The sequence below is a fragment of the Turicibacter sp. GALT-G1 genome, assembly GCF_025594995.1.
GTDB lineage: Bacteria > Bacillota_I > Bacilli_A > MOL361 > Turicibacteraceae > Turicibacter > Turicibacter bilis.
In genome coordinates, this window is record NZ_JAMQUS010000007.1 from 50,770 (window position 1) to 73,470 (window position 22,701).

Sequence of the window (22,701 nt, forward strand, 5' to 3'; positions counted from 1 at the left end):
TTCTTCAAGACATTTATTATAATGTCACACTTTAATTATGGTATCTTTTTTTGTTTTTATCATTAGTTTCTCTGCTAAATTAAACAAACATCTGCCAATAATGGATAATGATCAGATGGGAATCTCCCATTCACATTATCTTTCACAATTTGTGTTCTCAAGACTTCATATTCAGGTGAGACAAAAATGTAATCTAAATGCATGCCGTGATGACGGTCTTTAAAGCCTCCCATGGTTGCTTGCTGATAAATCGATCGATCAATCTCTTGTACCGCAATCAGCTGTTGAGTATTTAACTCACCTTCAAAAAAGCCTTTAATTAATCGATGATTAGGATTCGCATTAAAATCCCCCATTAAAATGACGGGAAGTTTTTCAAACTCTTGTTGCTTTTCGATATATCTCATAATTTTTTTCAGTCCATATCCTCGTGCAGGGGATAGATAACAATCCAGATGAGTATTATAAACGCGAACAATCATTCCCTCCTCTAATTGAATCTTTGCGGTTGTACAAATACGAGGAAAAATAGAATACCAAATGGAACTTCCTATTTTTTTAGGCTGATTCGATAACCAAAACGTCTCTTGATCTAAAATTTTATGACGTTTGGAAACTAATATATTATTATGTTCAACAAAGAATTTTTTACTTCTTGCTTGTCCAACAATTTGATAATCATGTAATTTATTTTCTAAATCGGCATGCATTTTTAATGTCACTTCTTGTAATCCAATAATATCACATGCATATTTATCTAAAATATCGTATACAATTTCCTTTCGACTATTCCAGCGATTTTTCCCATCAAAAATCGAATCTGAACGAAGGTTAAACGTCATAACTCTCATCTTACACTCACTCCTCTTTAAATCATAAAAATTACTAAATCCCCCCTATTTTTCATAAGATTATTATAACACGTTGTGATATATTCGCCTCTACTTTTTTTCCTGTTTTTTATAAAGTCACCTCTTCCTCATTATTACTGTATATAAAAAAAGTTGCCAAAATAGCAACTTTTTATACAAATAATAAATACAAGAAATGCGCAACCATTCCTGCAGCAATTCCACCAATCGTATGAGAAATAATGGCTTTACTACTTAATTTACGCACACCTAAGGCATCCATCATCCCAACATGTGTACTTAAATATCCACTCCAGCACATTCCCATTGCGGTGAAAACGGCAATATCGTTTGGAGTAATCACATTTTCAGTAATAAATCGTGGAACTAAAGACATTGCGGCTCCAACAGCTCCTAACGATGTAACTGGAAAAGCGATTGCTTGAGCATTTGTAAATCCAAATAATGGATTCAAAATAAACATTAATTTCTCACCTAACGCTGGGAGTAAAGCGACTCCTTCATAAGCGACTCCTAAATAGACAGCTTCTCCTGTTACTGGATCAGTCGATGGTCCAAATGTTAACAACATCACAAAGGTACAAATAATTAACACACCTGGGATAATCGATAATCCCATCTCGACCCCGGCTTTCCCACCTTCAAGCATCGCATCCAACACTCGTTGGAATAAATTACCATCACGAATTTCACGGTAATCTAGTCGTTCAATAACTTCTTCCTCGTTACTTTCTTCTTGTGGTTGATTGGCATAATATTTTTTTGTAAAATGAAGCATTAATCGAACACTAATGATACTTCCAACAATCGCTCCAACATTTCCAATTAAAGCAGGAACAATGAAATCTGATCCAAGCGCCATCATGAATGTTGTCACAATTAATCCCATTCCAAATGCTGTTCCTAAGTTACATAAAGCTGGAACTTCGTAACGTTTGAAAAATTTTTGAAACTCTTTATCTTTAGCAAATGAAATAATCGCTGGATTATCTGATAAATAAGTAGCAATCGCTCCAATAATACTTGCCCCTGGCAATCCATATAAAGGACGAATAAACACTGATAATAATCTATTAATTAAGGTAATGACTCCAAATTCAGATAATAAGGCACTCAGTGCTCCTGCTAGGACTGCAAGTGCCATAATAAAGAACACCGTATCTAATAATAAGTCATGGGCTGTTTCCATAATGACGCTAAACATGATTCCCACGCCCATTTTGTTACCAATATAACCAAATCCAACTAATAAAACACCTAAAAACACAAAGGTTTCAAGGCTAATCGATTTGACCTTTCGTTTTTCTTGATTCATTTCTTTGACTCCTTTTCTCACTTTAACTCATAACCTCATTATATTTAAAAAGCACTCCTTATTCAACGACAAAACCTGACACAATTTTTACCATTTCATCATCTATTATTGAAAATAATTCCAAAAAATAAAAAACCACAGTTTAACTATGGTTTTCAAGTACATAATTGTATATTTTTTGACGTTTAAAACAAATGAACATCATATCCTAAACCTTTCATAAGCCCCTCGTGATTACCGATTTGAATCATTCGCCCATATTCAAACTAATGTATCAATAGTTTGACCTAACCCTGGCAGAAATAACATCTGAATACAAGCGGATAAAAACACAAACACAATCCCAATTAGATTAGAGACTTTATAGTCTTAAAAAGCTGATTATTACTTTTTTTCATCATCCTCATCTCCAACCTAACATCCTATCACCTATCAATTTAACATTTTTCATAAACGAATAAATATAATTTTGAAATTTTTTAACTTTTATGATAAAGATTCCACTAAATCGACCATAATATTAAAAACTAGTTTTTTTGGGAGGCTATCATGAAAATTAAACAAATTATACCGTTATGTTTTCTAGGAGGTGTATTCACTCTCTTCGGTCTTTACACCACAAGAATTCCCTTTAAGCCTGAGTTGATTCAAGAGTCCTCTATTAGACTCGACTCAAGTCGGACTGTTTCAACCCCTCTTTCTAAATTATTGGAAAATCAGACTTCGACATTAGTAAATGCTACTTCGCAATTCCAACTTCTCAATGAACAACGTGAAGATTTAGAAATTGAAATTCAAACCCTAAAACAACAGATCGACGAATTGATGATTCAAAGAAATATTTTAGTGGAAGAAATCAGTCCTTATATAGAATCGATTTCGATTCAAATTTTAAATCCTTTAACAAAAATTCAACAACAACTTGAAAAACAACTTCAAAAAAAATCACAAGATTCTGTGATTGAGGACGTTCTTTATGTAATTAGCCACGCTACCAATGCCGTTGAGCAATATATGACAAATCCAAATGAACCTACTTATGAGACCTCACTCCAAACTGCATTTAGACTCATGGATGATGAACTAGCTCAACACGATGTTAATTCTGTTATGAGTGTTGCTTCTGAAATGATACAATCTGGCTATACGAATACTATGATTCGAATGAAGCTTCAACAGTCAAAGGAACTATTACAAGCCTTTGAAGCCAATTATATCGCGGTTGAAAATGATGAGACTGCCCAGTTCAAAAGAAGTAAACAACAACAATTAGCTACGGAAGACGCTTTAAATTTAAAAGCACTTCAACTCGATGAGTTAGCCCTTCGTTTAAGTGGAATTTTAGATGAAATCGAGCAAGTCACCCAATAAAAGAACAATCTAAGAGTAAACAACTAAGAAAATACATCGAATTAAAAAAATTTAAAAGACTTTATTATTAAAAACCTAAGAAAATAAGTATATCAATGCTTTTTTCTTAGGTTTATTTTTTCTTATATCATTTTTACAATCTCAAGTGAATGAGAAAATTATACCCTTAGTTCATCTTAAAAAATGATAATCCTCTCTTTACTTAAAGTCGAAATCACATGATGTGTTACCATTCTTTTATTCTCTATCTCCTGTTTCCATCCCCAACATTGCACCATAAGACTCAAATAAATTGTTATTAGTTTGTTCAATAAATGCTTCATGCTTGTTTTTGTTCAAAGACGTAAAGTTATTCAGATCACTTAAACCATCCATACTAATTCCTTGTTTGATGACCTCTTTAATCAAACTTTGTGTCATTACGTCTAAATCTTCAAATCCTACTAATGAAAATGGTTGATGCAATTTATAACATATCATTTCTCTTATTCCGATATCCCCCCTATTTAAACTAAATATAACGCTAAACCTAATTAATCATGCATTCAAAAATGTAAAACAACAAAATGAACGATGCTACTTTCTAAGGTTTTAACAATATAGACTATCCTAACGCATGTTATATTTAAGAATTATGTGTTTAATATTCTTAAACGTACCCAGGATTCCTACTCTTATCATTCTTTTGAAGCTATCTTTTTTTGCTCTAACTTTTTATGCTTCAAAAATTCCTATACTCATTAAAGCATGAACTAATAAAAAAAGGTTATCTCTCGATGACTATAAAATTTTAGTCATTTTGAGATAACCTCTTTTAACTAATGAAATTTAAAGCTTTCAAAATGGACTGAGCCACTGGACGACCTTTTCCGATTAACGGATATGTATGAATATGAATGGCAGGATTATAATTCATTTCAATAATAGAATAGTTAGATGACTCATCTCGCCAATCCTCAATAATCATATCAACCCCGCAAATGGCAACATTTAAATCTTTAGCTGCTTTTCTAGCAATCTCTTTAAAACGTGAAGGCATTTGATCCGTCATGTCAACACTATCTCCACCAGTACTAATATTAGAATTTTCTCGTAATTGAATCTTCTCACCTAGTTTAGGAATAGAGGTAAGTGTTAGCTGTTGCGCCTCTAAATAAAGATGTAAACTAGCATCAATTTTAATTTTTTCTAACGGGCGATTATAATTTACTCCCCGTATTGGGTGTTCATTTTTTTGTTGAATTAACTGTTCAATCGTATGAATTCCATCACCTGTTACATTAGCTGGAATTCGTTGTAAAACACCAACAACCTCATCATCTATCACTAAGAAACGATACTCATTACCCCTTTGAAATTGTTCAACTATTACGCTTTGATCATGGTTAAAAGCAATCTCGAGTGCTTGCTGAAACCATTTTTTCGAATTCAATTGTTCAATCATTGTAATCCCAAGACCAAAGTTTGTACTTTTCGGCTTAATTACAATATGTTGATTAATAAATTGCGAATATGAAGCTAATGCAGCTGGTAAAGAGGTAAATACTTCTCCCATCGGAACAGAAATCCCTTTATCCCTTAACATCCTCTTTGTTATCACCTTATTCTCCATTGCTAATACCGCACTGTAAGAATCCAATGATGTTTTAGTTGCTTGTTGAATAAACTCTTCCCGCTTCCCTTTCTTTAAGCAGATGAAATTATCTGAGCGATCAAGCACTTCTATGTGAATGCCTTGTTTAATGGCCTCCTTGATCAAGATTTGTGTAGATAGCTCCAAATCTTCAAATCCAGCTAAGGAATAAGGCTGATCCAACACGTTCTCTTGATAGGCTTTAGCTAATTCAAGATTCACCTTCACATAATCACTATCAGAAACAAGCTCTATCATTTTTGCCGAAATCGTTTCATTTGGATTTAAAATTTGATGACGTTTATCTTCTAAAATATCATCTAAATTAAATGAAAATGTCTCATTAATTGTTTGCATTTTATCTAAAATAGATTGTGCCCAATCTGACAATAAAATCTCCTGACCATTTTGAATCAACCATAATTCTGATTGTAATCCATCCATTGCCACTCGACGTTCATTTTCAGTCGCCTCTTCTTGCCACTGGTCGTATTCTCGCTCATCCATTTCAAGTAAAAACAGAATAAATAAATGGATAAATTGTAAATCTGCCAATGAAATTCCAGTCGCCTCAAAGGGATTTAAGTCAATGGAACGGATTTCAATATACTCAATTCCATCCTGAAGTAGTGATTCCATTAAATGAATAGGATCTTTTGCTTTTAAGCGAATTGGACTATAAAACTCTTTAAAACTCGAGATATCTCCACGTTCAATATACTCATTTAATGAATGAACGTAATGTGCCGTATCTGTATAATCAACATAAATCGGCATGTGATTTTGATAACCACATGGACTATTCCTAAAAGAAACTGCACCTAATTTTGAGTAACTATGTGGGGCAACCTCCTTTGATGAGACGCGACATTCACTACAGTAGCTCTCATCCACAACCGGTGATGCCCCTAAAAGATAAATCAATAACCAGCGATAGCGGATATAGTTGCGCACCACTTTTAAATAGATTTGATCTTTAAACAATCGATACTCTAATTCGTGATGATTGGCTTCATATAGCTTTTGAACTAACGATTCATTAAATGAAAAATTGTAATGAATGCCTGAGATCAGTTGTTTTTTTCCTCCATACTTCTCAAGCAATGCCTGGCGATAATTCATTGCGGCCCTTCCGACTTCACCCTCTTCATAAAGGGCAATTGGAATTTCTTGCTCCATACTAATGAGACAAGGCATCGATTGTGGCCATAAATATTCATCTTCTAATTCAGATACGGTTATCTGATAAAGCGCATTTAAAAATTGGTAAGCTTCTTCGACAGTTGAATAAGTTGGGGTAATCATTTCAATTTGACTTTCTGAAAAATCAGTGGTGATATACGGATTTGACAGTTTGTTCCCAAAAGCTTTTGGATGGGGGGTTAACGCTAACTCTCCTTCAGGTGTCACACGTAGTCCTTCACGCTCGATTCCAAAATTAGCATACCACAAATCTTCTTTATGTAATTCTTCTTTAAATTGCAGCAACATCCATGATTCCCTCCTTTCCTTTTTTATAATAAACATAAGCTGCTAAAATACCTTTTAATACCATACTTACACTAATACTCAACCAAATTCCATTCACACCCATCCATTGAGTAAATAGCCAGGCCATTGGAATTCGTGCTGCTGTAAAAACAATACTAATCGTAGCGGGAATTTTAGGCATCCCTAATCCCACAAAGGCTCCATTAAAAATAATTTCAATTGCCATAAAGACTTGAGTTAAGCCAACAATTCGCAGATAATTAGCAGTAATTTCAATCGTTTGTCTATCCGTCACAAAACATCGAGCCAACGACTTAGGGAACACTAAAAATAAAACCGTTGTTAAGAGCGCGTAAAGCAATCCTATGATGATTGCCACTCGTACCCCTTCTTTAATCCGATTAAAATTCTTTGCACCATAGTTTTGTCCAACAAAACTCGCAATCGCACCATTTAGTCCACCAATCACCATATACGTGATTGATTCAATTTGTAAGCCAATTTTTTGTGCCGCAATAGCCTCTGTGCCAAACGACGTAATCATTTTCGCTAAGAAGATACTAACCAGAGTAAATAACAGTCGTTGAGAAGACATCGGAAGTCCAAGTCGAATCATTTTCAGATACGTTGAAACTCCATATTTAGCGGTTAAATCTAGCTGAAACAACTGTTTTGATTTGATATAAAAACAAAGTGTCATGACCACATTAGCGATTAATGTGGCTAACCCTGCTCCTAAAACGCCTAGTTTGAAGGTATAAATAAAGAGTGGATCTAACATGATATTTAAAACAACCCCAATGGCACTAATTTTTAATGCCATTTTATTTTGTCCAAAACTATTAAAAACACGCGTATACCAAAAATTAAAAAATGAAAAGATTAACATTGGTGAACTGACGACTAAATAGGCATAGCCTTGTAACTCAACCCATTCATTTTGAACATTTAAAAACGAAATAAACGGCTTTCCTATCCAAATAACAAACAGAGCAAAAAACAATCCAAATAATAAATTAAGACGAAACCCCGTACTTAAATACTTTGATTGTTCTTCTTCATCTTTTCGTCCAATAGCATGCGAAACTAAAATCCCAGTACTAATCACAATACACGCTTGAATGGCATTGGCTACTCCAATTAAAAAACTTGACGTTCCAATACTTGCAACGGCGTCACTTCCTAATCGTCCAACTAAAAGCATATCTACCAGATTATACGTGAGTTGTAACACTGAGCTCGCCATAATAGGTAAAGCTAAGGCTACTAAGACAGAAACGACTTTTCCTTGTGTTAAATCAATTTTCTTCATAGCCACACCTCTTTTATAACTCGTTTCTTCGAATACGCTCGACTAAATCCTCCATCTTTTCTTTAATCACATCGCGTGTCTGACGAAAGATTTCATCACTTTTTCCACTTGGATCTTCAAGTCCCCAATCCTCTCGATGTGTACATGGTAAATGAGGACACTTTACATTACATCCCATAGTAATTACAATATCTACTGATGGAATTTCGCTTAATAACTTGGGACGCTGTGTTAAAGTCATATCAATCCCAATTTCTTTCATCATGCGAACGGCATCTGGATTAATACAATCACGTTCTTCTGTTCCTGCAGAATAAGACTCGAAGACATTTAAACCTAATACTTTTCCAAACGCTTCTGCCATTTGTGAACGGCATGAATTATGAACACAAACAAATGCTACTTTTTTCATTTTAACTACTCCATTCTTTCCTTATGATGAGCAGATTGCTCACTTACTTCTTGAATTAATTGTGCAACAAACGGATAGCGGATAAATACATTTTCTGGTATATAATAATGGACCCACTGTCCTCGCTTGGTTGATTGAATTAGACCTGCTTGCTTTAGCTTGATAAGGTGCTTGGATGTGGAAGACTGAGAAATCTCTAAAGCCGGTTCAATTTCACAGACACATTTTGTTCCTTGCATTAATAAGCACATGATCTGAAGTCTTTTTTCATCTGCTAATGCTTTTAAAACATCAACATAGGTCATAGTTACCTCCTTATATTCCAATTCAAGAATATTCTCTTATGGGAATATATTAACTTAAATTAAATTGTCTGTCAATTTAAATACTCCCCTTTAAAGTGTATTTTCAGTTCAAGTGATTCAACCACTAGATAGAAACAGAAATGTATTCTATATTTCTAAATCAGTTCTAGTTGGTGATTTGCTTTAATACTAAAGCGGACTATATTCGAAGACACTGTATCCTCACTTGCAGGTCCTAAAATTTTTTAAGCTGTACAAACTTATCTTTACTGACATAAGTTCAGAGAAAATGTTAAGATGCTTCCTCACTTAATTTATGCTATAATGAATTTAAAACTTATAAGTAGAGGAATGAATCATGCTATCATCTGATATTTTGAATTATTTAGACCAATATGGGCCACTGCTCGTTTTTGTCATTATGTTTTTAGAAGCCTTAAACTTAACTGGAATTCCTTCTTACATCATTTTGCCGGCAATCGGTTTTTTTATCGAACAGAGCCCATTTAGCTTTTTATTTATTTTGGTCATGACGCTTCTTGGGAGTATTAGCGGTTGTCTCCTATATTATATCGTGGCTCGAAAATTCGGTCGTTCAATGTATAACTACTTTTATCAAAAGTTTCCTTTAGCCAAACGAGGACTAGATAAAGCTAGCGAATTAAGCGAACGTTATGGAGCCATGATGTGCTTTACTGGACGAATTATCCCTACTGTTCGCGTCTTTATCTCACTCATGTCTGGAGTTTTCCAAATTCCATTTAAAACTTATCTCATTTATTCTGCTGCTGGAATCACAGTATGGAATTTTATTACGCTATTCATTGGATATTTAACCGCCATTTATTCATAAAAAAAACCTCCAATCGGAGGTTTTTTTAGATTCTATACTATGGGGTGTAGGTGACATTCTCCCCCCTCTTCTTTCGGACAAAAAAATAAAAGGAATCAAACCGCTCAAAAAGCAGTTAAACTCCTCTCGATTACATTTATAAAAATTCTTTACTCATACGAGTCGACAAACAACCTATTTTTCTAACGCTTCAACTTCTTCTAAGTCTTCTAATGTTTGTAATGTCTCAAGCATTTTTTCATCTTCTAATTCATCAGCTAAAGCTAATGGTGGCATTGTTTCAGTTTGATGTTCTTCAATCACCACTTTTAAATTTGCTACTCGTTCATTTAATGCTTTAAATTTTTCTTCAATGATTTGAATCGATTCTGAGAAATCAAAATTAGTAATCGATGTTTTAATTTCTTCTAGCTGTTCTTTACAAGTTGTCTTAAACGCCTCTTGATCAAAATCTTTAATTTTATCTTGTAAATCTTCCACTTTTTCTAATAAATCGGCTTGTAATTCTTTCCCTGATTTAGGTGCTAAAAATAAAGCAGCCGCCCCTCCAACTAAAGCTCCTAGTGCGAAAATATAACGTTTTTTCATTAACTCATCATCCTCTTTTTTAATTTTCGTTTCTTTCTTTGACGTCTAACAAACATAAAAATGCGCCAACTAAGTTTTAGACGATCTTTCATTTCATTCAGCTTTGAATGCATCTCCCAAGTTACTGACTCAGGTATTGCTTTTAACTGCTCCGTACTACGTTTAATTTCAAGTGTTTGCTGATCAATATTTTTTCGCGCACGATTTAGTAAAAAAGTGCCTGAAAAAGTGATGACAATTAAACATGCAATTGATGTGAGCATTAACCAATCATACAATGTCAAGTGTATCTGCCCTTCTTTCTCCTAATGACTCTGCTTGTATTATAAACCGGTTCAAAAACTGATTCAACACCTTCGTGCGTTTCATTAGAAATTTTTACATTTTATAGTCTATTTTACCGTATAAAAATGTCGACTTCCATTAGTATTCATCTATGCAAGAAGAAAATTAATCTAGCTCTTATTATCCCCCTTCTTCACAAATATCCCCATTCAGCATCAGACAGCTTATCTATTCAAACAAGCTATTTTACTTTTTACCTAGTCTTATGTTAAAATGAAGGATATTTTCGTTTAGGAGGAAGCTACATGAATCACATGATGACCATCCTTATTTTAACAATTGTAGGGGCCTTAATTGGATGGATTACAAATATTTTTGCTATTAAGCTTTTATTCCGTCCCCTTCACCCCATTAAAATCCCATTTACCCCATTCGTTCTCATTGGTTTAATACCAAAACGTCGCGCAGAACTTGCTAAAACGATTGGAGAAGTGGTTGCTCACGAATTACTTTCCGTTGAGGAATTGATTGATGAGACCGTCACTGATGAAGACCTCCGAGAAATTAAAGGCTACGTCAAACGAAAAATCAAAACTGTAATTGATGAAAAAATGTCGATGGTTCCCTTTCCATTTAAGGCGATGATTCAAGGACCAATTGATCAGATGATAGATGAAGAAGTCGACCAAGGATTAAATGAAGTCATTGTTAATATTAAAGATATCGTTCAAACCCGCTTAAATATCGAGCAATTGGTTGAAAAAAATATTAATGCTCTAGATTTAAAAGAACTTGAACAAATCATCTTAAAAGTGGCCAAAAAAGAACTTCGACATATTGAATGGCTAGGCTTTTGTCTAGGAGGCCTGATCGGACTCGTTCAAGGAGTTATTTTAATGTATTTATAAACAAAAGACTGTATCGCATTTGATACAGTCTTTTTTACTTCGATTTAACTTTTACTCTTATGAACTAAATCTCGGACTTAAGACAACTGATGAAACTAATTGCTAATAACATTTTATGTGACATCAATGAAGATGACATTAAAATAATCACTTGTCATGATCATTTCTTATTCATACTCTTTGACTATCCATTGATTATAAAAATCGATGATTTGTTGCATGACCGATAAATCTAGTCGCTTTTCTACATCATATAAGACATCATCATACATCTGACGAGTTTCTTTAGGCATTGCGTGGTAGGAACCATACTCTTCTTCTATTTGAGTGCGTAGCGTTTGATTTAACCTTTCATCCACAACAACATCGTGTCCTCGATTTTGATAACTAATAAATTTAAAATTGCCTCTCGTTCCAAATAAGGCTTCATACTTGGAAAAGGATTGATCATAACTAATTACCTCATCATCTTTACTATGCATAAACATGACATTAACATTCGTATTTGCTAAAACTTCTAAGCCATTTAAACTCGCATACTCCCCAAATTTAAGATGTTCATACAACCTAAAATAAGGTTTTAATAGATGAAAGACTGAACCAAACAGTCGACCTCCAAGCTCATCAATAATGTCTGTCGATTCATAAAAACCAGACCGTTCAACAACTGCTGTAATATCTAAATGATGATTTAACACAGCTATTACGGCATACCCCCCCATACTATGACCGTAAAGCATGATAGGTAAGCCGTCAAATTGTTCATCGTCTTTTACATAGTTAATTGCATAATCTAAATCAATCACCGCTTGTGGAAGTCCAACAATACTTTTTCCTTCACTCTCATCATTCCCTGTCCCATCATAAGCAAAAACGGTATAACCATTTTGAGTCATATAATAAATTTCAGGTAAATATGTATTATGTCCCGCTCCTAATCCATGAGCAACAATAATCACTCCATTCGGATGGACGACTTCTGGATTGGTATAGACATATCCAGCCAATAACTGATCATGATTTGACTTAAAGTATGCTGGAGTTTGCTCTAAATTTTCAAAATCAGAAACCTCATATTTTAAATGTTGGGGTGTTTCATTACGACTACCAAACTGCTTTTCATAGATGATCACACTAATCGTCATCGGGATTACAAAAAAGATGAAGATACTAGTTAGTAAACCAATCACGAGGTACTTTTTTCGCTGCCTCAATCTAGCTCCCTCCTCATTTTCTCACGGATTGCTTGCTAGATTATATGTATGAATTTTATAGTTATTCTATGAAAAACTCCCAATTACCATTAATTTCAAGAATGAGTCGATAAAATTTAAAGTCTAAAACAGATGCTTTTGAGTTTAAATATAATTCATATAGTCTGCCCTCACCATTTGGAGAATCTGTCGTTTGATAGAGCAAAAATAATGGATTCTTTTCATTTGTATCACTTAATCCTAAATCAAGTAAGCAATTATCTCCTTGATTAAATTCATTAAACTTTACCTTAAAGGGATAGTTTGTCCTTCATTAAGGCTATTTACATTTGCATCTCTTGCCCCATCTGTTAGTGTGATTGATGTAATATCTATTTTAAATCCATTAATGACAAATGTCTTTGTTTCCTCCATCTTCTCATCCCATTTCTCACCTATTAATACGTTTAAAATCTTTAATATCCCTTAAAAACAAAAAAGTCGCTCAAGCGACGTTAAAAATTAAAATGATTGGATGATTCAGTCAAATATGTGACCAAACTAACCATCATCCGAATAAGGTAACCGATCATTAAAAAGAGAATGATGGCTATTGTACACAACATAAAGGCACAAGCAACCTTTGTTAAAGCTGTGACCTTAAGCAAAAATTGAGTTAAACCAATTATACAACCACAACAAAAAATCGAAAATATAACAACAACTATCATTACCAGTAATATTAAAAGTTCAATCATCTAATTCCCCCATGATTCATGATTACTATTCATTTAGTTTTACTCTTATTTTAACATATCTATCTCACATTTTACATAAATAACCTATATTTGTTAATGATATTAAAGATTTACTCACATCTTTCAATGGATTGAATATTATTTTTACACTCTCATACTGCCTCACCGTCAGTCTTGTCGTTTCTTTATTCATAAAAAACAATAACTTATTTGAGAAAGACACTAAAAATCAAGTCTAATTAAGATTATCGAATTAAAAAGAACTTCGTCATTGACAAAAACTGATAAACTAAGCCGATGTGATGTACACCCCAAATATTAGACTTAAAACTCTAATGTTACGGGGTATTTTCATGTTGAAATATAACTTAGAATTTAAAGGACAAACATTTAGAAGAATCTTCAAGTTATACTTCCCTTGATTAGAAAGATAAAATCCTAAGTACGAAACAAATTCAGGAATAGGTGAGGCAACACAAACTATATGGGGAAAAGAATTGGTACAAAACAAACATATGCTGGTAAATTTAAGTTAAATGTATTAAACGATATGAAAACAACAGGTGCCTCATATAGTATGACTGCAAATCACTTTGAAGTTTCAGAGATTAGAACAATCGCCAATTGGAATACGAAATTTCTTAAGGCTGGGATCGAGGCTTTATTTAGATCGAAAGGAAGGCCTCGATACGACATGACAAACCCAAATCAACCGAAAGAAACGAAATCATTAACTTGCGAACAACCATTAGAAGACGTTAAATGATTAAGAATCGAGATTGAATCCTAAAAAAGTGCAAGGCGTACGGATTGGAACCCTGGAGTTAGAAAACGAAAGCTAAGCGAAAAATTATCCAATAACTAACGTCTGAAGTTGATAGAGGCTTTACTCAACGCTCCTCAGATTGAGTACTGATGTCTTTTCTCAATTAAATTCTGTCGCATTATCAGGTAATGAATTAATTCGATGTAAAAACTTCGTGACTATCTCACCTTGCGATTGATCGTAATCATAGCCTAAAGTTTGAGCAATTTCAATCGCTATTTTTTGAATAAATGACCCCATGAAAAATAAACGATCCCATATTGAGTTATAGCATTTATTTGGATATAAATGTAGGTAATCATTGTATATACTTTCAGGTAAATATCGTTTTAACCATCGTTTTTTTCGTCCTAAATCTATTTTCCATTCATATTTCAGCCCAATTTTCCAACTTAATAGTGTCGTAACTCGTTCAAGTAACATTTCTTCATAAATAGAACTAACTAAAGTAACTTCATCTCGATACATTGCTTTCGCCACTTCAATTTGATACCACCAAATGTCATTTAATAACTGATTAAACTCTTCTTCAGTTGGGCATTGAAGATAATGGGCACTATCGTTAGGATCATCAAGAGGAGGTAAGAGGCCATCTTTATCTAAAATGACTCGACATAATGTTTCTTCGTAAACAGCTCCCCATAAATTAACAAGTGAAATAAATTCTAAATCCAATCTCACTCCATCTTGAAATTGTATTTGAAATAAGTAAGCAGACTTTGAAAGAATTGTTTTTTTAACAATCACTATATCACCAAACTGATGCATCCAATCGGTACAATTTAAATAATCTAAAAAAGTTTCTTCATTAACAAAAAGACGGTAATGATAATCACGCATTAAGTCAATCGGCGCATTTCGATTAAGACGTAAACCGGTTTGCATTAAAATTCGAATCTCTTCTTCATTTTTAACAAATTGTAGCACTTGACTATGCACTAAACTAGATGAACGCATTTTCATCATGGGTAATTGTTGATAATTAGTTAATGTATAGGTGACTAAAGTACAATCATGAATCATTGTTTTTTCCTCTAACCGCATCCCGAGTCGTCTTAAAATACGAATCATATCAAAGTTGATGGCGCGGACTTGAATCATTAATCGTTGAATTTTGAGAGAGTTAAAAGAATAATCAATCTGTAATTTTAATAGTTCCTCCATTAAATCTAATCCTATTTTCTCTCGATCAACATGATAAATCATTTCAAAAGTCACCATATCTGGTAATTGTTTCAAAGCAATAGTCCCCACTTGTTTTTCAGTTTCATCTAAAATAATACTCCACTCTAAATATAAGAGATTATCTTCTGGTTGAATGAGTGGATACGGTAATTGGTCCCACTCATCAACGAGAAGGTTTTGACTTTTATTTTTTACTAAGTAACAGTGACTCGTGTGTAAATACATCTTGAACTCTCCCATTTCAGTACAAGTTATTCGTTTACATTCTATCTTAATCTTATGCTTTTCGATAGGTTTTATGTATCTCTAAATGAAAACTAAGTAAAATACTAATCAATCAAATCAAATTAAATCTTCTATTTGCTTTTTATTCCTTTTCTTTCTCATGATGACTTGCAATGTATAATCTTTTTTGATCTAGCCACCATCATATTTTCACCTTCTAGGTAGAAGTAGATAATTTTTTGTAACTCTTACCTTTAAATGAACACCTTAAACTATGCTGAATAGAAACTAACAACAAAAATTGTAAAAATGACTACTTCTTATATATTTTCTCAATCTTCTTTTTTCTTTCAGATTGTTTTAAGATATCTGTGCTAAAATAAAAAAAGAGGTGACAAATATGAGGATTTTACTAGTAGAAGACGAAAGACGATTAGCCGACGCTATCGGGCAAATTTTAAAAAGCCAAAAATATATAGTTGATATTTTCTACGATGGAACTACTGGACTAGACTACGGACTAAGTGGAATTTATGACTTAATCATTTTAGATGTCATGCTCCCAAAACTAAACGGATTTGAGCTTTTAAAAGAACTTCGTCAACATAACATTGTAACACCAGTGTTGTTTCTAACAGCAAAAGATGAGATCTCAGATAAAGTTCACGGACTCGATTTAGGGGCCGATGATTATTTGACCAAACCATTTGCAACAGAAGAATTGCTCGCTCGTGTTCGTGCTTTATTACGCCGTCAAGGTGAAGTGGTGACAGATGACTGCCTTAAATTTGAAGATAGTCAACTTAACCTTTCAACTCATGAGCTTTGGTGTCAGGAGAAAAAAGTTCAACTTGGATTAAAAGAATTTAATATTCTCTCTTGTCTAATGAATCATGGGAATCAGATTGTGACTAAAGAGCTATTAATCGAAAAAGTTTGGGGATATGATGCAGATGTTGACTATAATAACGTAGAGGTTTATATTTCATTCCTTCGTAAAAAGCTTCAATTTATTAAATCCTCTGTTTGTATCAAAACAGTTCGCGGGGTTGGATATTGCCTTGGAGTAACAACAAATGATTAAAAAATTAAAACATCGCTTCATTTGGATTAATCTATCGATTTTATTAACGATTTTCTTTGCCATCTTTAGCAGTACTTATTATCTCATGTATCAATCAGGAAAAGTCCAAGCAATTAAAGTCATGGAGCAAATCGCTCAAAATGAGGGAATAATTATGAGAACGCCATTTAAAGATTTTAATGCCCCTCTTAAAAGAAATCCAGTGCCTATTAATCAAACGTTAATGCGCTCAAGTTTTACCCTTCTTTTAGATAGCTCCAATCATCTCATTAAAACGATATCAAACATGCCGGAAGAAACCAATTTAAGTAATCCTGAACAATTAGTTGAACAAGTACTCTCATCTGACAAGGACACTGGGATTATTTCTTTTAATGACTTAAAATTACGTTATTTAATACACGTTCGTCCTAATGGCAGCAAACTAATTGTCTTTCTTGATCGTTCGACCGAACTTGCTACCTTATCCCAATTGATTGTCGTTCTTGTAGCAATTGGAGGCGTTAGCATTGTTATTCTTACCATCATTAGCTATTATTTAGCGAATTGGGCCATTAAACCGATTGCTCTCGCTTGGGAAAAACAACAACAATTTGTAGCCGATGCTTCTCATGAACTGAAAACACCACTGACTGTTATCCAAACGACCACTGATATCCTTTTATCCAATAAAGATCACACCATTCGTAGTGAACAAAAATGGATGGATTATATCCAATCAGAAACTGAGCGTATGTCTAAACTAGTCAGTGATCTCCTCTATCTTACAAAAGTAGATAACAATGAATCTCTTATAAAATCAAGCTCTTTTAATTTAAGTGAATCGATTATGAATGTCATCCTTCCATTCGAATCCCTCATCTTTGAATCTGGAAAAGAGCTTCAAATGAACATCGAACCCAACCTCATGTATACCGGTGAAGAAGCACGTTTACAACAAGTCATTGTTATTCTCCTTGATAACGCCCTTAAACACGCCCCTATTCAGACAAAAATCGAAATAAATCTTCATCGAATTGGAGCTATTTATCAATTAGAAATTAGCAATGAAGGTGAAGGAATTCCTAGAGAACATCTTCATAAAATTTTTGAACGATTTTATCGAGTCGATTCTTCTCGAGCACGAGAAACGGGAGGATATGGTCTTGGATTAGCCATTGCCAAATCAATTATTGACCAACATCAAGGAAAGATTTCAGTCACCAGTACTGTAAATGGCTTAACCACCTTTCGTGTTACACTTCCGACAAAACCCATTCATAAACGTTTTAAATTATATTAAACCCAAAAGGTCGATCTCATTGATCGATCTTTTTACATAGATTCTCAATCATCCAATTGGACTTTTTGACTGATTTACGGTAAACTTATCGAAAAAGGAGGAAGATGAGAATGAAGTTTATCTCTTGGAATGTAAACGGGCTACGTGCCTGTGTCAAAAAAGGATTTTTAGACTTTTTCAACGAGGTTGATGCCGACTTCTTCTGTGTTCAAGAAACAAAGCTACAAGAAGGACAAATCAACTTAGACTTGGATGGATACTATCAGTATTGGAATTATGCTATAAAAAAAGGGTATTCGGGAACAGCCATTTTTACGAAGCATGAACCTTTATCGGTGGCTTATGGAATTGGGATGGAAGAACACGATCAAGAAGGACGTGTGATTACATTAGAGTATTCAGATTTTTATTTAGTTACGGTTTATACACCAAACTCACAGAATGAACTTGCTCGTTTAGAGTATCGTATGCAATGGGAGCAAGATTTCCGTTCGTATTTAACAGATTTAGAGACTAAAAAACCTGTGATTATTTGTGGTGATTTAAATGTCGCTCACCAACAAATCGATTTAAAAAATCCAAAAACAAATACGAAAAATCCTGGATTTACACCTGATGAGCGTAACCAAATGACACATCTTTTAAATGCTGGATTTGTTGATACGTTCCGTCACTTTTATCCAACAAAAGAAGAATGCTATTCATGGTGGTCATACCGTGCGAATGCTCGTGCTAAAAATGTTGGATGGCGTATTGACTACTTTATTGCATCAGCCAAGTTAACCGATCGCTTAGCAGATGCTTGTATTTATCCTGAAATTTTAGGTTCTGATCACTGTCCGGTCGGTCTAACGTTAAAAGCCAACTAAAAAAGATAGGGATACCTATCTTTTTTCATTTATGATTTAATTTGTGCTTCAAATAGTTCCTTTTTTCCTTTCGCAAGTTTGTTAGTACTAAAAAGGTCATAAAACCCGGAAATCATATAAGTGATGGTCATGACAAGAATAATGGCCATCACTTCATTCGCACCAAAGTACTCGATTGCCATAACTATTCCGGTTAAGGGTAAACTAGCAGCTCCACAAAATACACCGATCATCCCTAACGCGGCAACAGAGGGAATACTGAGATTAAAGTAAGGAGCGATGGCACTCCCAAAGGTCGCTCCCACAAAAAAGATTGGATTTCCACGCCCACCTTGAAAGACTGAACCTAATGCTACAGCCGTAAAGATAATTTTCCAAATCCATTCCATCAAACTCACAGATTCTTCAAACGACTTTGCAATAAAAGATTGGCCTAAGCCATTATAATTATCCCCTGCAATCCAAAATAATACAATCGTTAAACATCCCCCTACAATCCCTTTAACGACTGGATTTTTGATTAATCGACTATAAACTTTAGGTGCTGTATCTAGCGCAATATTAAATAAAATCGAAACAACTCCAAACAAAATTCCTAAACCGATTAACTTCACAATTAATAGCAATGAAAAACCACCTAAGTCCAATGCTGGATAAACAATTGCTTGATCTCCTAAAAGATATGCCACTTTATTCGCGACAACGCTACTTACAAAAGCAGGAACCAACGCTTCATAATGAAATTTCCCTTTCAGCACTAATTCCATGCCTAAAATGGCTCCTGCTAGCGGTACATCGTATAATACGCCGAATCCACTTCCAACACCTATCACGACGAGTGTTCGTTGTTCCTCCTCACTTAATTTAAAACGATGAGCAATGGCATCGGCTAGTGTCCCTCCCATCGCAATCCCCGCTGCTTCTTTTCCAGCCGATCCTCCAAAAAAAGTCGTTAAAAGGGAACCAAAAAAGACAAGAGGAACCATATAAATAGGAATATCTTTTGAGGCTTGCATCACTTCAGACTTTAATAAATTTTCTCCTGTATATGCATTTCGGCCTGCTTTGACATATAAATAACTAATCAATATCCCTGCGAAAGGGAGTCCATAAATTAACCATGGATGATCAGCACGATATTGATTAGCTAAACTTAACACCTGTTTAAAAAAACCAACGATAATTCCCACTGGAATTCCCATAAATAAACTCAATCCGATCCAACGAAATAGTGGAACCATGTATTTTTTAATTGATTGAATCACTGATTGTTTTTCATTCACAACTATCACCCTTTTTAATCGATTAACTGCTTCTATTCTCCCCAACAAAAAACGTCTCTATTCGAGACGTACTAAATTCAATCGTTTTATGGTGAAAAATAACAATATCATTCCTACGCTTAACAATACTAATCCCTCTTTAAACTGATGATCAATATAACTTTGAGTCAAGGTGGCTAATGATGGATGAACCTCTTGCCTTAACGAAAAGGATAAGCAAGTTAACGCATTGTTTAAAAGATGAACTAAAATAGGAGCCCAAATATTTTCGAATTTGAGATATAGCATTCCACATAAAAATCCAAATATGATTGCTCCGATGAAATCAACCCCATGAAGAACACCAAAACAAAGCGCCATGAGACCTAACGCTCCTATCATTGAAAACCAATTCATGAATCGGGACAGAATCACTCCACGAAATAGAAACTCTTCAAAGATGGGTACTAAAATCGAGACAGTGATACACGCAAATAATAAATCTTGCTGGCTACTAAAGCGAAGTAAAGGTTCTTCATAAACTTGAATCGCTAACCTCTCGTTCGTATAAAAAAGGATACTTAAAACAACTTGATAACCTCCTACTGACATAAAATATTGAGTCATAAAAACGAGTAAAACACACAAAAGTAACTCTTTATTTTGCAACCCTTCTATATCTTTTTTAAAAGTTTTCAAACGATAAGTTGACTGCCAAACGATATAAGCACTCATCATAAAATAACAAATGGCTTCCACTCCCCAAGATAATTCTATCACGGCACTTGCACTCATCCATTGACTCATCATCGCCATCAAAACTTGGATGATTCCACATCCTATAATGGCGCGAAAAATAGTGACTTTTGAAAATTCACTTTTCAATGCTACTCCCCCCTTATCCCCTCGAACATGAATTGACTCTCCTCTATCCAAAACTCTTTCAATCCCTAAGTCATTTCCTCCACTAAAAGTGGATGATTTATTAATAGTATATGCACTTTATTAATCACTAACAATAAAAAAAGACCATCTAACCCAATAGATAGTCCACTAACTTTGCTTTTGTCTCATCTCTGCTCGATTAAATTGATGTATCTCTAATAAATAAGTAATTTGATTTTGTAGATAATGATAATTGTGATTGATCTCTCCAATAATTTTAAACGTATAAATGATAAATATAAAACTCCACATTAAGCTAAACATCATCATGTCTGAGGCCAATCGATAGGTATAAATGGTTGGTAAAAATAATGTTAACAGGAGTAGCAACATTAAAACTAAAACACCACACATATTCATCCGTAACCTAGCACTAATTCCGACCAATAACTTTAATGTATCTGCAAGTTTATAATTTCTCATCTCTAATAATCGGCCTGGAACTTGATTTTTCGATTGTTTAAATGACCGAGTCATGTTTTTTGTTAAAGTCAATTGAATTAATAAATACTGCCGAACCACTCCAACAACGATACCATTCGTTACGATTAAAATTAGGATCAAACTATATATCTGAATGGTCTGACTATTTAACAAGGCTCCACCTAGTGAAATTAATGCTAAAATAGCCCCCAAATTAAATCCTTCCAAAAATGTTGTAAATGATTTAGGATTTTTCATCATGCTTCCCCCTTCATATTCTCTTATTTTACCATGTGAAAAAGAAGGAACTTGTCTATCTCTGTCATGCATAAAAAAAACATCTCACACTTGTGAGATATTTTTATTTATCTTTTGTAATCGAATAGGACGATAGCAAAATAAATGCACAACCAATCAGTTTCATGATTGAAAGTTGTTCATTTAATAATACTACTCCACAAACAACACTTGTAATCGGTTCAGCTAAACATAAAATAGAGGCCTTTGTACTTCCGATTAATCGAATGCCAATTTGAAGTAAAGCTACAGCACCTACTGTTACAAGTAATGCTATCATAAGTGTCAAAAACCAAGCCCCCGGTGTTAATGAGAATGCCAAGGTTTGTGTCGAAATTCCATAAATAAAGACACAGATGGACACCACTAGACTTAAATAAAAGGTCAATTTAAATGGATCCATCTGTTTTAAGCCACTCTTATCAATATAAGATATAAAAAGCATAGGTTACGCCTGATAAAAATGCTAAGAAAACGCCTATGAAACTAATATCCCCTGTTTGATCAATAAAAGTCAACATCCCAAAAATCGCTAAACCAATAGCAATAATTTTGGCAGGTGACCATGACTCATGATAGTATAAAACACCTACCAGTACCACAAAAATAGGATAGATAAAATGTAACGTCGTTGCCATTCCAACTGATAAATAATCATACGATGCATACAATGTTAACGTTGTTAAAGCTTGTCCTAAGCCACCCACCATTAATAAATGCATGACTTCTTTTTTGGTAATCTTTAATGAAACTCCTCGACTGTTTAGAATAATATACAAGACAGGAAGCGCCATAAATGAGCGATAAAATGTCAGGCTAATGGCGTTGCTTCCTCCTATATAAGTCCACTTTGCTAAGATGGGGTAAATCCAAATATAAAAGCTGATAAAAGAGTTGCTAAAACCCCATAATGTTTTCTCATATTATTGATATCCTTTCAAATATTAATCTTTAAAGAAGAATATCAAATTTATGAGATGGAATCAAGAGAATTGACTAACACTTAA

Annotated in this window: 24 protein-coding genes; 7 read left to right on the forward strand and 17 right to left on the reverse strand. The window is 34.0% G+C overall.

Annotated elements, in window-relative coordinates:
* Positions 1 to 74: 74 nt before the first annotated feature.
* Both NEH74_RS01190 and NEH74_RS01195 read right to left on the reverse strand, forming a co-directional pair.
* A complete protein-coding gene (locus NEH74_RS01190) occupies positions 75 to 851 on the reverse strand; it encodes an endonuclease/exonuclease/phosphatase family protein (RefSeq protein ID WP_055242270.1) in 777 nt (258 codons plus the stop codon).
* A 172-nt stretch (positions 852 to 1,023) separates the two neighbouring features.
* Positions 1,024 to 2,187 carry a hypothetical protein gene (locus tag NEH74_RS01195; RefSeq protein WP_055305404.1) on the reverse strand — a complete coding sequence of 388 codons (1,164 nt, stop codon included), beginning with the start codon at positions 2,185 to 2,187 and terminating at the stop codon, positions 1,024 to 1,026.
* Between the two features lie 549 nt (positions 2,188 to 2,736).
* On the opposite strand from NEH74_RS01195, the gene NEH74_RS01200 reads away from it, so the two are divergent.
* On the forward strand, positions 2,737 to 3,558 hold the full coding sequence (locus tag NEH74_RS01200; RefSeq protein WP_055275412.1) for a hypothetical protein: 822 nt from the start codon (positions 2,737 to 2,739) through the stop codon (positions 3,556 to 3,558).
* A 237-nt stretch (positions 3,559 to 3,795) separates the two neighbouring features.
* On the opposite strand, the gene NEH74_RS01205 is transcribed toward NEH74_RS01200, so the two are convergent.
* The 5 genes from NEH74_RS01205 to NEH74_RS01225 form a co-directional block, all read right to left on the reverse strand.
* Positions 3,796 to 4,038, reverse strand: coding sequence for a hypothetical protein (locus tag NEH74_RS01205; RefSeq protein ID WP_147614361.1), 243 nt, complete (start codon positions 4,036 to 4,038; stop codon positions 3,796 to 3,798).
* 334 nt (positions 4,039 to 4,372) lie between these two features.
* On the reverse strand, positions 4,373 to 6,682 hold the full coding sequence (gene gshAB, locus NEH74_RS01210) for a bifunctional glutamate--cysteine ligase GshA/glutathione synthetase GshB (RefSeq protein ID WP_055305403.1): 2,310 nt from the start codon (positions 6,680 to 6,682) through the stop codon (positions 4,373 to 4,375).
* Positions 6,666 to 7,994, reverse strand: a complete 1,329-nt coding sequence (locus NEH74_RS01215) for an MATE family efflux transporter (protein WP_055305402.1) — start codon at positions 7,992 to 7,994, stop codon at positions 6,666 to 6,668. The genes gshAB and NEH74_RS01215 overlap by 17 nt, the downstream gene beginning before the upstream one ends.
* A 13-nt stretch (positions 7,995 to 8,007) precedes the next feature.
* Positions 8,008 to 8,406 (reverse strand): arsenate reductase ArsC, encoded by a 399-nt coding sequence (locus NEH74_RS01220; RefSeq protein ID WP_055242258.1) that lies wholly within the window; start codon positions 8,404 to 8,406, stop codon positions 8,008 to 8,010.
* 5 nt (positions 8,407 to 8,411) lie between these two features.
* Positions 8,412 to 8,711 carry an ArsR/SmtB family transcription factor gene (locus NEH74_RS01225; protein WP_055242256.1) on the reverse strand — a complete coding sequence of 100 codons (300 nt, stop codon included), beginning with the start codon at positions 8,709 to 8,711 and terminating at the stop codon, positions 8,412 to 8,414.
* A gap of 358 nt (positions 8,712 to 9,069) precedes the next feature.
* Here NEH74_RS01225 and NEH74_RS01230 point away from each other — a divergent pair, with 358 nt between their 5' ends.
* The gene (locus NEH74_RS01230) at positions 9,070 to 9,564 is read left to right on the forward strand and encodes a DedA family protein (protein WP_055275404.1); all 495 of its coding nucleotides are present in this window, start codon (positions 9,070 to 9,072) and stop codon (positions 9,562 to 9,564) included.
* Positions 9,565 to 9,738: 174 nt separating this feature from the next.
* Here the strand turns inward: NEH74_RS01230 and NEH74_RS01235 are convergent, their stop codons facing one another.
* Entirely contained in the window at positions 9,739 to 10,152 is a 414-nt protein-coding gene (locus NEH74_RS01235; protein WP_055275402.1) for a YtxH domain-containing protein, read from the reverse strand.
* Positions 10,152 to 10,436 (reverse strand): hypothetical protein, encoded by a 285-nt coding sequence (locus NEH74_RS01240; protein ID WP_070099785.1) that lies wholly within the window; start codon positions 10,434 to 10,436, stop codon positions 10,152 to 10,154. Before NEH74_RS01240 ends, NEH74_RS01235 begins: the two co-directional genes overlap by 1 nt.
* Positions 10,437 to 10,742: 306 nt before the next feature.
* On the opposite strand from NEH74_RS01240, the gene NEH74_RS01245 reads away from it, so the two are divergent.
* Positions 10,743 to 11,345: a DUF445 domain-containing protein gene (locus tag NEH74_RS01245; protein WP_055305401.1), complete on the forward strand. Its 603-nt coding sequence runs from the start codon at positions 10,743 to 10,745 to the stop codon at positions 11,343 to 11,345.
* A gap of 167 nt (positions 11,346 to 11,512) precedes the next feature.
* Here NEH74_RS01245 and NEH74_RS01250 read toward each other — a convergent pair whose 3' ends face one another.
* On the reverse strand, positions 11,513 to 12,559 hold the full coding sequence (locus tag NEH74_RS01250) for an alpha/beta hydrolase family protein (protein ID WP_055305400.1): 1,047 nt from the start codon (positions 12,557 to 12,559) through the stop codon (positions 11,513 to 11,515).
* A gap of 285 nt (positions 12,560 to 12,844) precedes the next feature.
* Complete coding sequence (locus NEH74_RS01255; RefSeq protein WP_262940953.1) at positions 12,845 to 12,973, reverse strand: hypothetical protein; 129 nt, start codon at positions 12,971 to 12,973, stop codon at positions 12,845 to 12,847.
* Between the two features lie 807 nt (positions 12,974 to 13,780).
* On the opposite strand from NEH74_RS01255, the gene NEH74_RS01260 reads away from it, so the two are divergent.
* Entirely contained in the window at positions 13,781 to 14,062 is a 282-nt protein-coding gene (locus NEH74_RS01260) for a helix-turn-helix domain-containing protein (protein WP_147614360.1), read from the forward strand.
* Between the two features lie 159 nt (positions 14,063 to 14,221).
* Here NEH74_RS01260 and NEH74_RS01265 read toward each other — a convergent pair whose 3' ends face one another.
* The gene (locus NEH74_RS01265; RefSeq protein WP_055305398.1) at positions 14,222 to 15,532 is read right to left on the reverse strand and encodes a GNAT family N-acetyltransferase; all 1,311 of its coding nucleotides are present in this window, start codon (positions 15,530 to 15,532) and stop codon (positions 14,222 to 14,224) included.
* 400 nt (positions 15,533 to 15,932) lie between these two features.
* Between NEH74_RS01265 and NEH74_RS01270 the strand changes: the two genes are divergently transcribed.
* The 3 genes from NEH74_RS01270 (at position 15,933) to NEH74_RS01280 (ending at position 18,767) form a co-directional block, all read left to right on the forward strand.
* Positions 15,933 to 16,616: a response regulator transcription factor gene (locus tag NEH74_RS01270; RefSeq protein ID WP_055242238.1), complete on the forward strand. Its 684-nt coding sequence runs from the start codon at positions 15,933 to 15,935 to the stop codon at positions 16,614 to 16,616.
* Positions 16,609 to 17,898, forward strand: coding sequence for a sensor histidine kinase (locus NEH74_RS01275; RefSeq protein WP_055305397.1), 1,290 nt, complete (start codon positions 16,609 to 16,611; stop codon positions 17,896 to 17,898). Before NEH74_RS01270 ends, NEH74_RS01275 begins: the two co-directional genes overlap by 8 nt.
* 110 nt (positions 17,899 to 18,008) lie before the next feature.
* Complete coding sequence (locus NEH74_RS01280; RefSeq protein ID WP_055275386.1) at positions 18,009 to 18,767, forward strand: exodeoxyribonuclease III; 759 nt, start codon at positions 18,009 to 18,011, stop codon at positions 18,765 to 18,767.
* A 29-nt stretch (positions 18,768 to 18,796) separates the two neighbouring features.
* On the opposite strand, the gene NEH74_RS01285 is transcribed toward NEH74_RS01280, so the two are convergent.
* The 5 genes from NEH74_RS01285 to NEH74_RS01305 form a co-directional block, all read right to left on the reverse strand.
* A complete protein-coding gene (locus NEH74_RS01285) occupies positions 18,797 to 20,050 on the reverse strand; it encodes a chloride channel protein (RefSeq protein WP_238581284.1) in 1,254 nt (417 codons plus the stop codon).
* Between the two features lie 57 nt (positions 20,051 to 20,107).
* The gene (locus NEH74_RS01290) at positions 20,108 to 20,914 is read right to left on the reverse strand and encodes a CPBP family intramembrane glutamic endopeptidase (protein ID WP_055305396.1); all 807 of its coding nucleotides are present in this window, start codon (positions 20,912 to 20,914) and stop codon (positions 20,108 to 20,110) included.
* Between the two features lie 168 nt (positions 20,915 to 21,082).
* The gene (locus NEH74_RS01295; protein WP_055305395.1) at positions 21,083 to 21,655 is read right to left on the reverse strand and encodes a hypothetical protein; all 573 of its coding nucleotides are present in this window, start codon (positions 21,653 to 21,655) and stop codon (positions 21,083 to 21,085) included.
* A 103-nt stretch (positions 21,656 to 21,758) separates the two neighbouring features.
* A complete protein-coding gene (locus NEH74_RS01300; protein WP_411040359.1) occupies positions 21,759 to 22,139 on the reverse strand; it encodes an EamA family transporter in 381 nt (126 codons plus the stop codon).
* Positions 22,117 to 22,581: a DMT family transporter gene (locus NEH74_RS01305; RefSeq protein WP_317452422.1), complete on the reverse strand. Its 465-nt coding sequence runs from the start codon at positions 22,579 to 22,581 to the stop codon at positions 22,117 to 22,119. The genes NEH74_RS01300 and NEH74_RS01305 overlap by 23 nt, the downstream gene beginning before the upstream one ends.
* Positions 22,582 to 22,701: the final 120 nt, after the last annotated feature.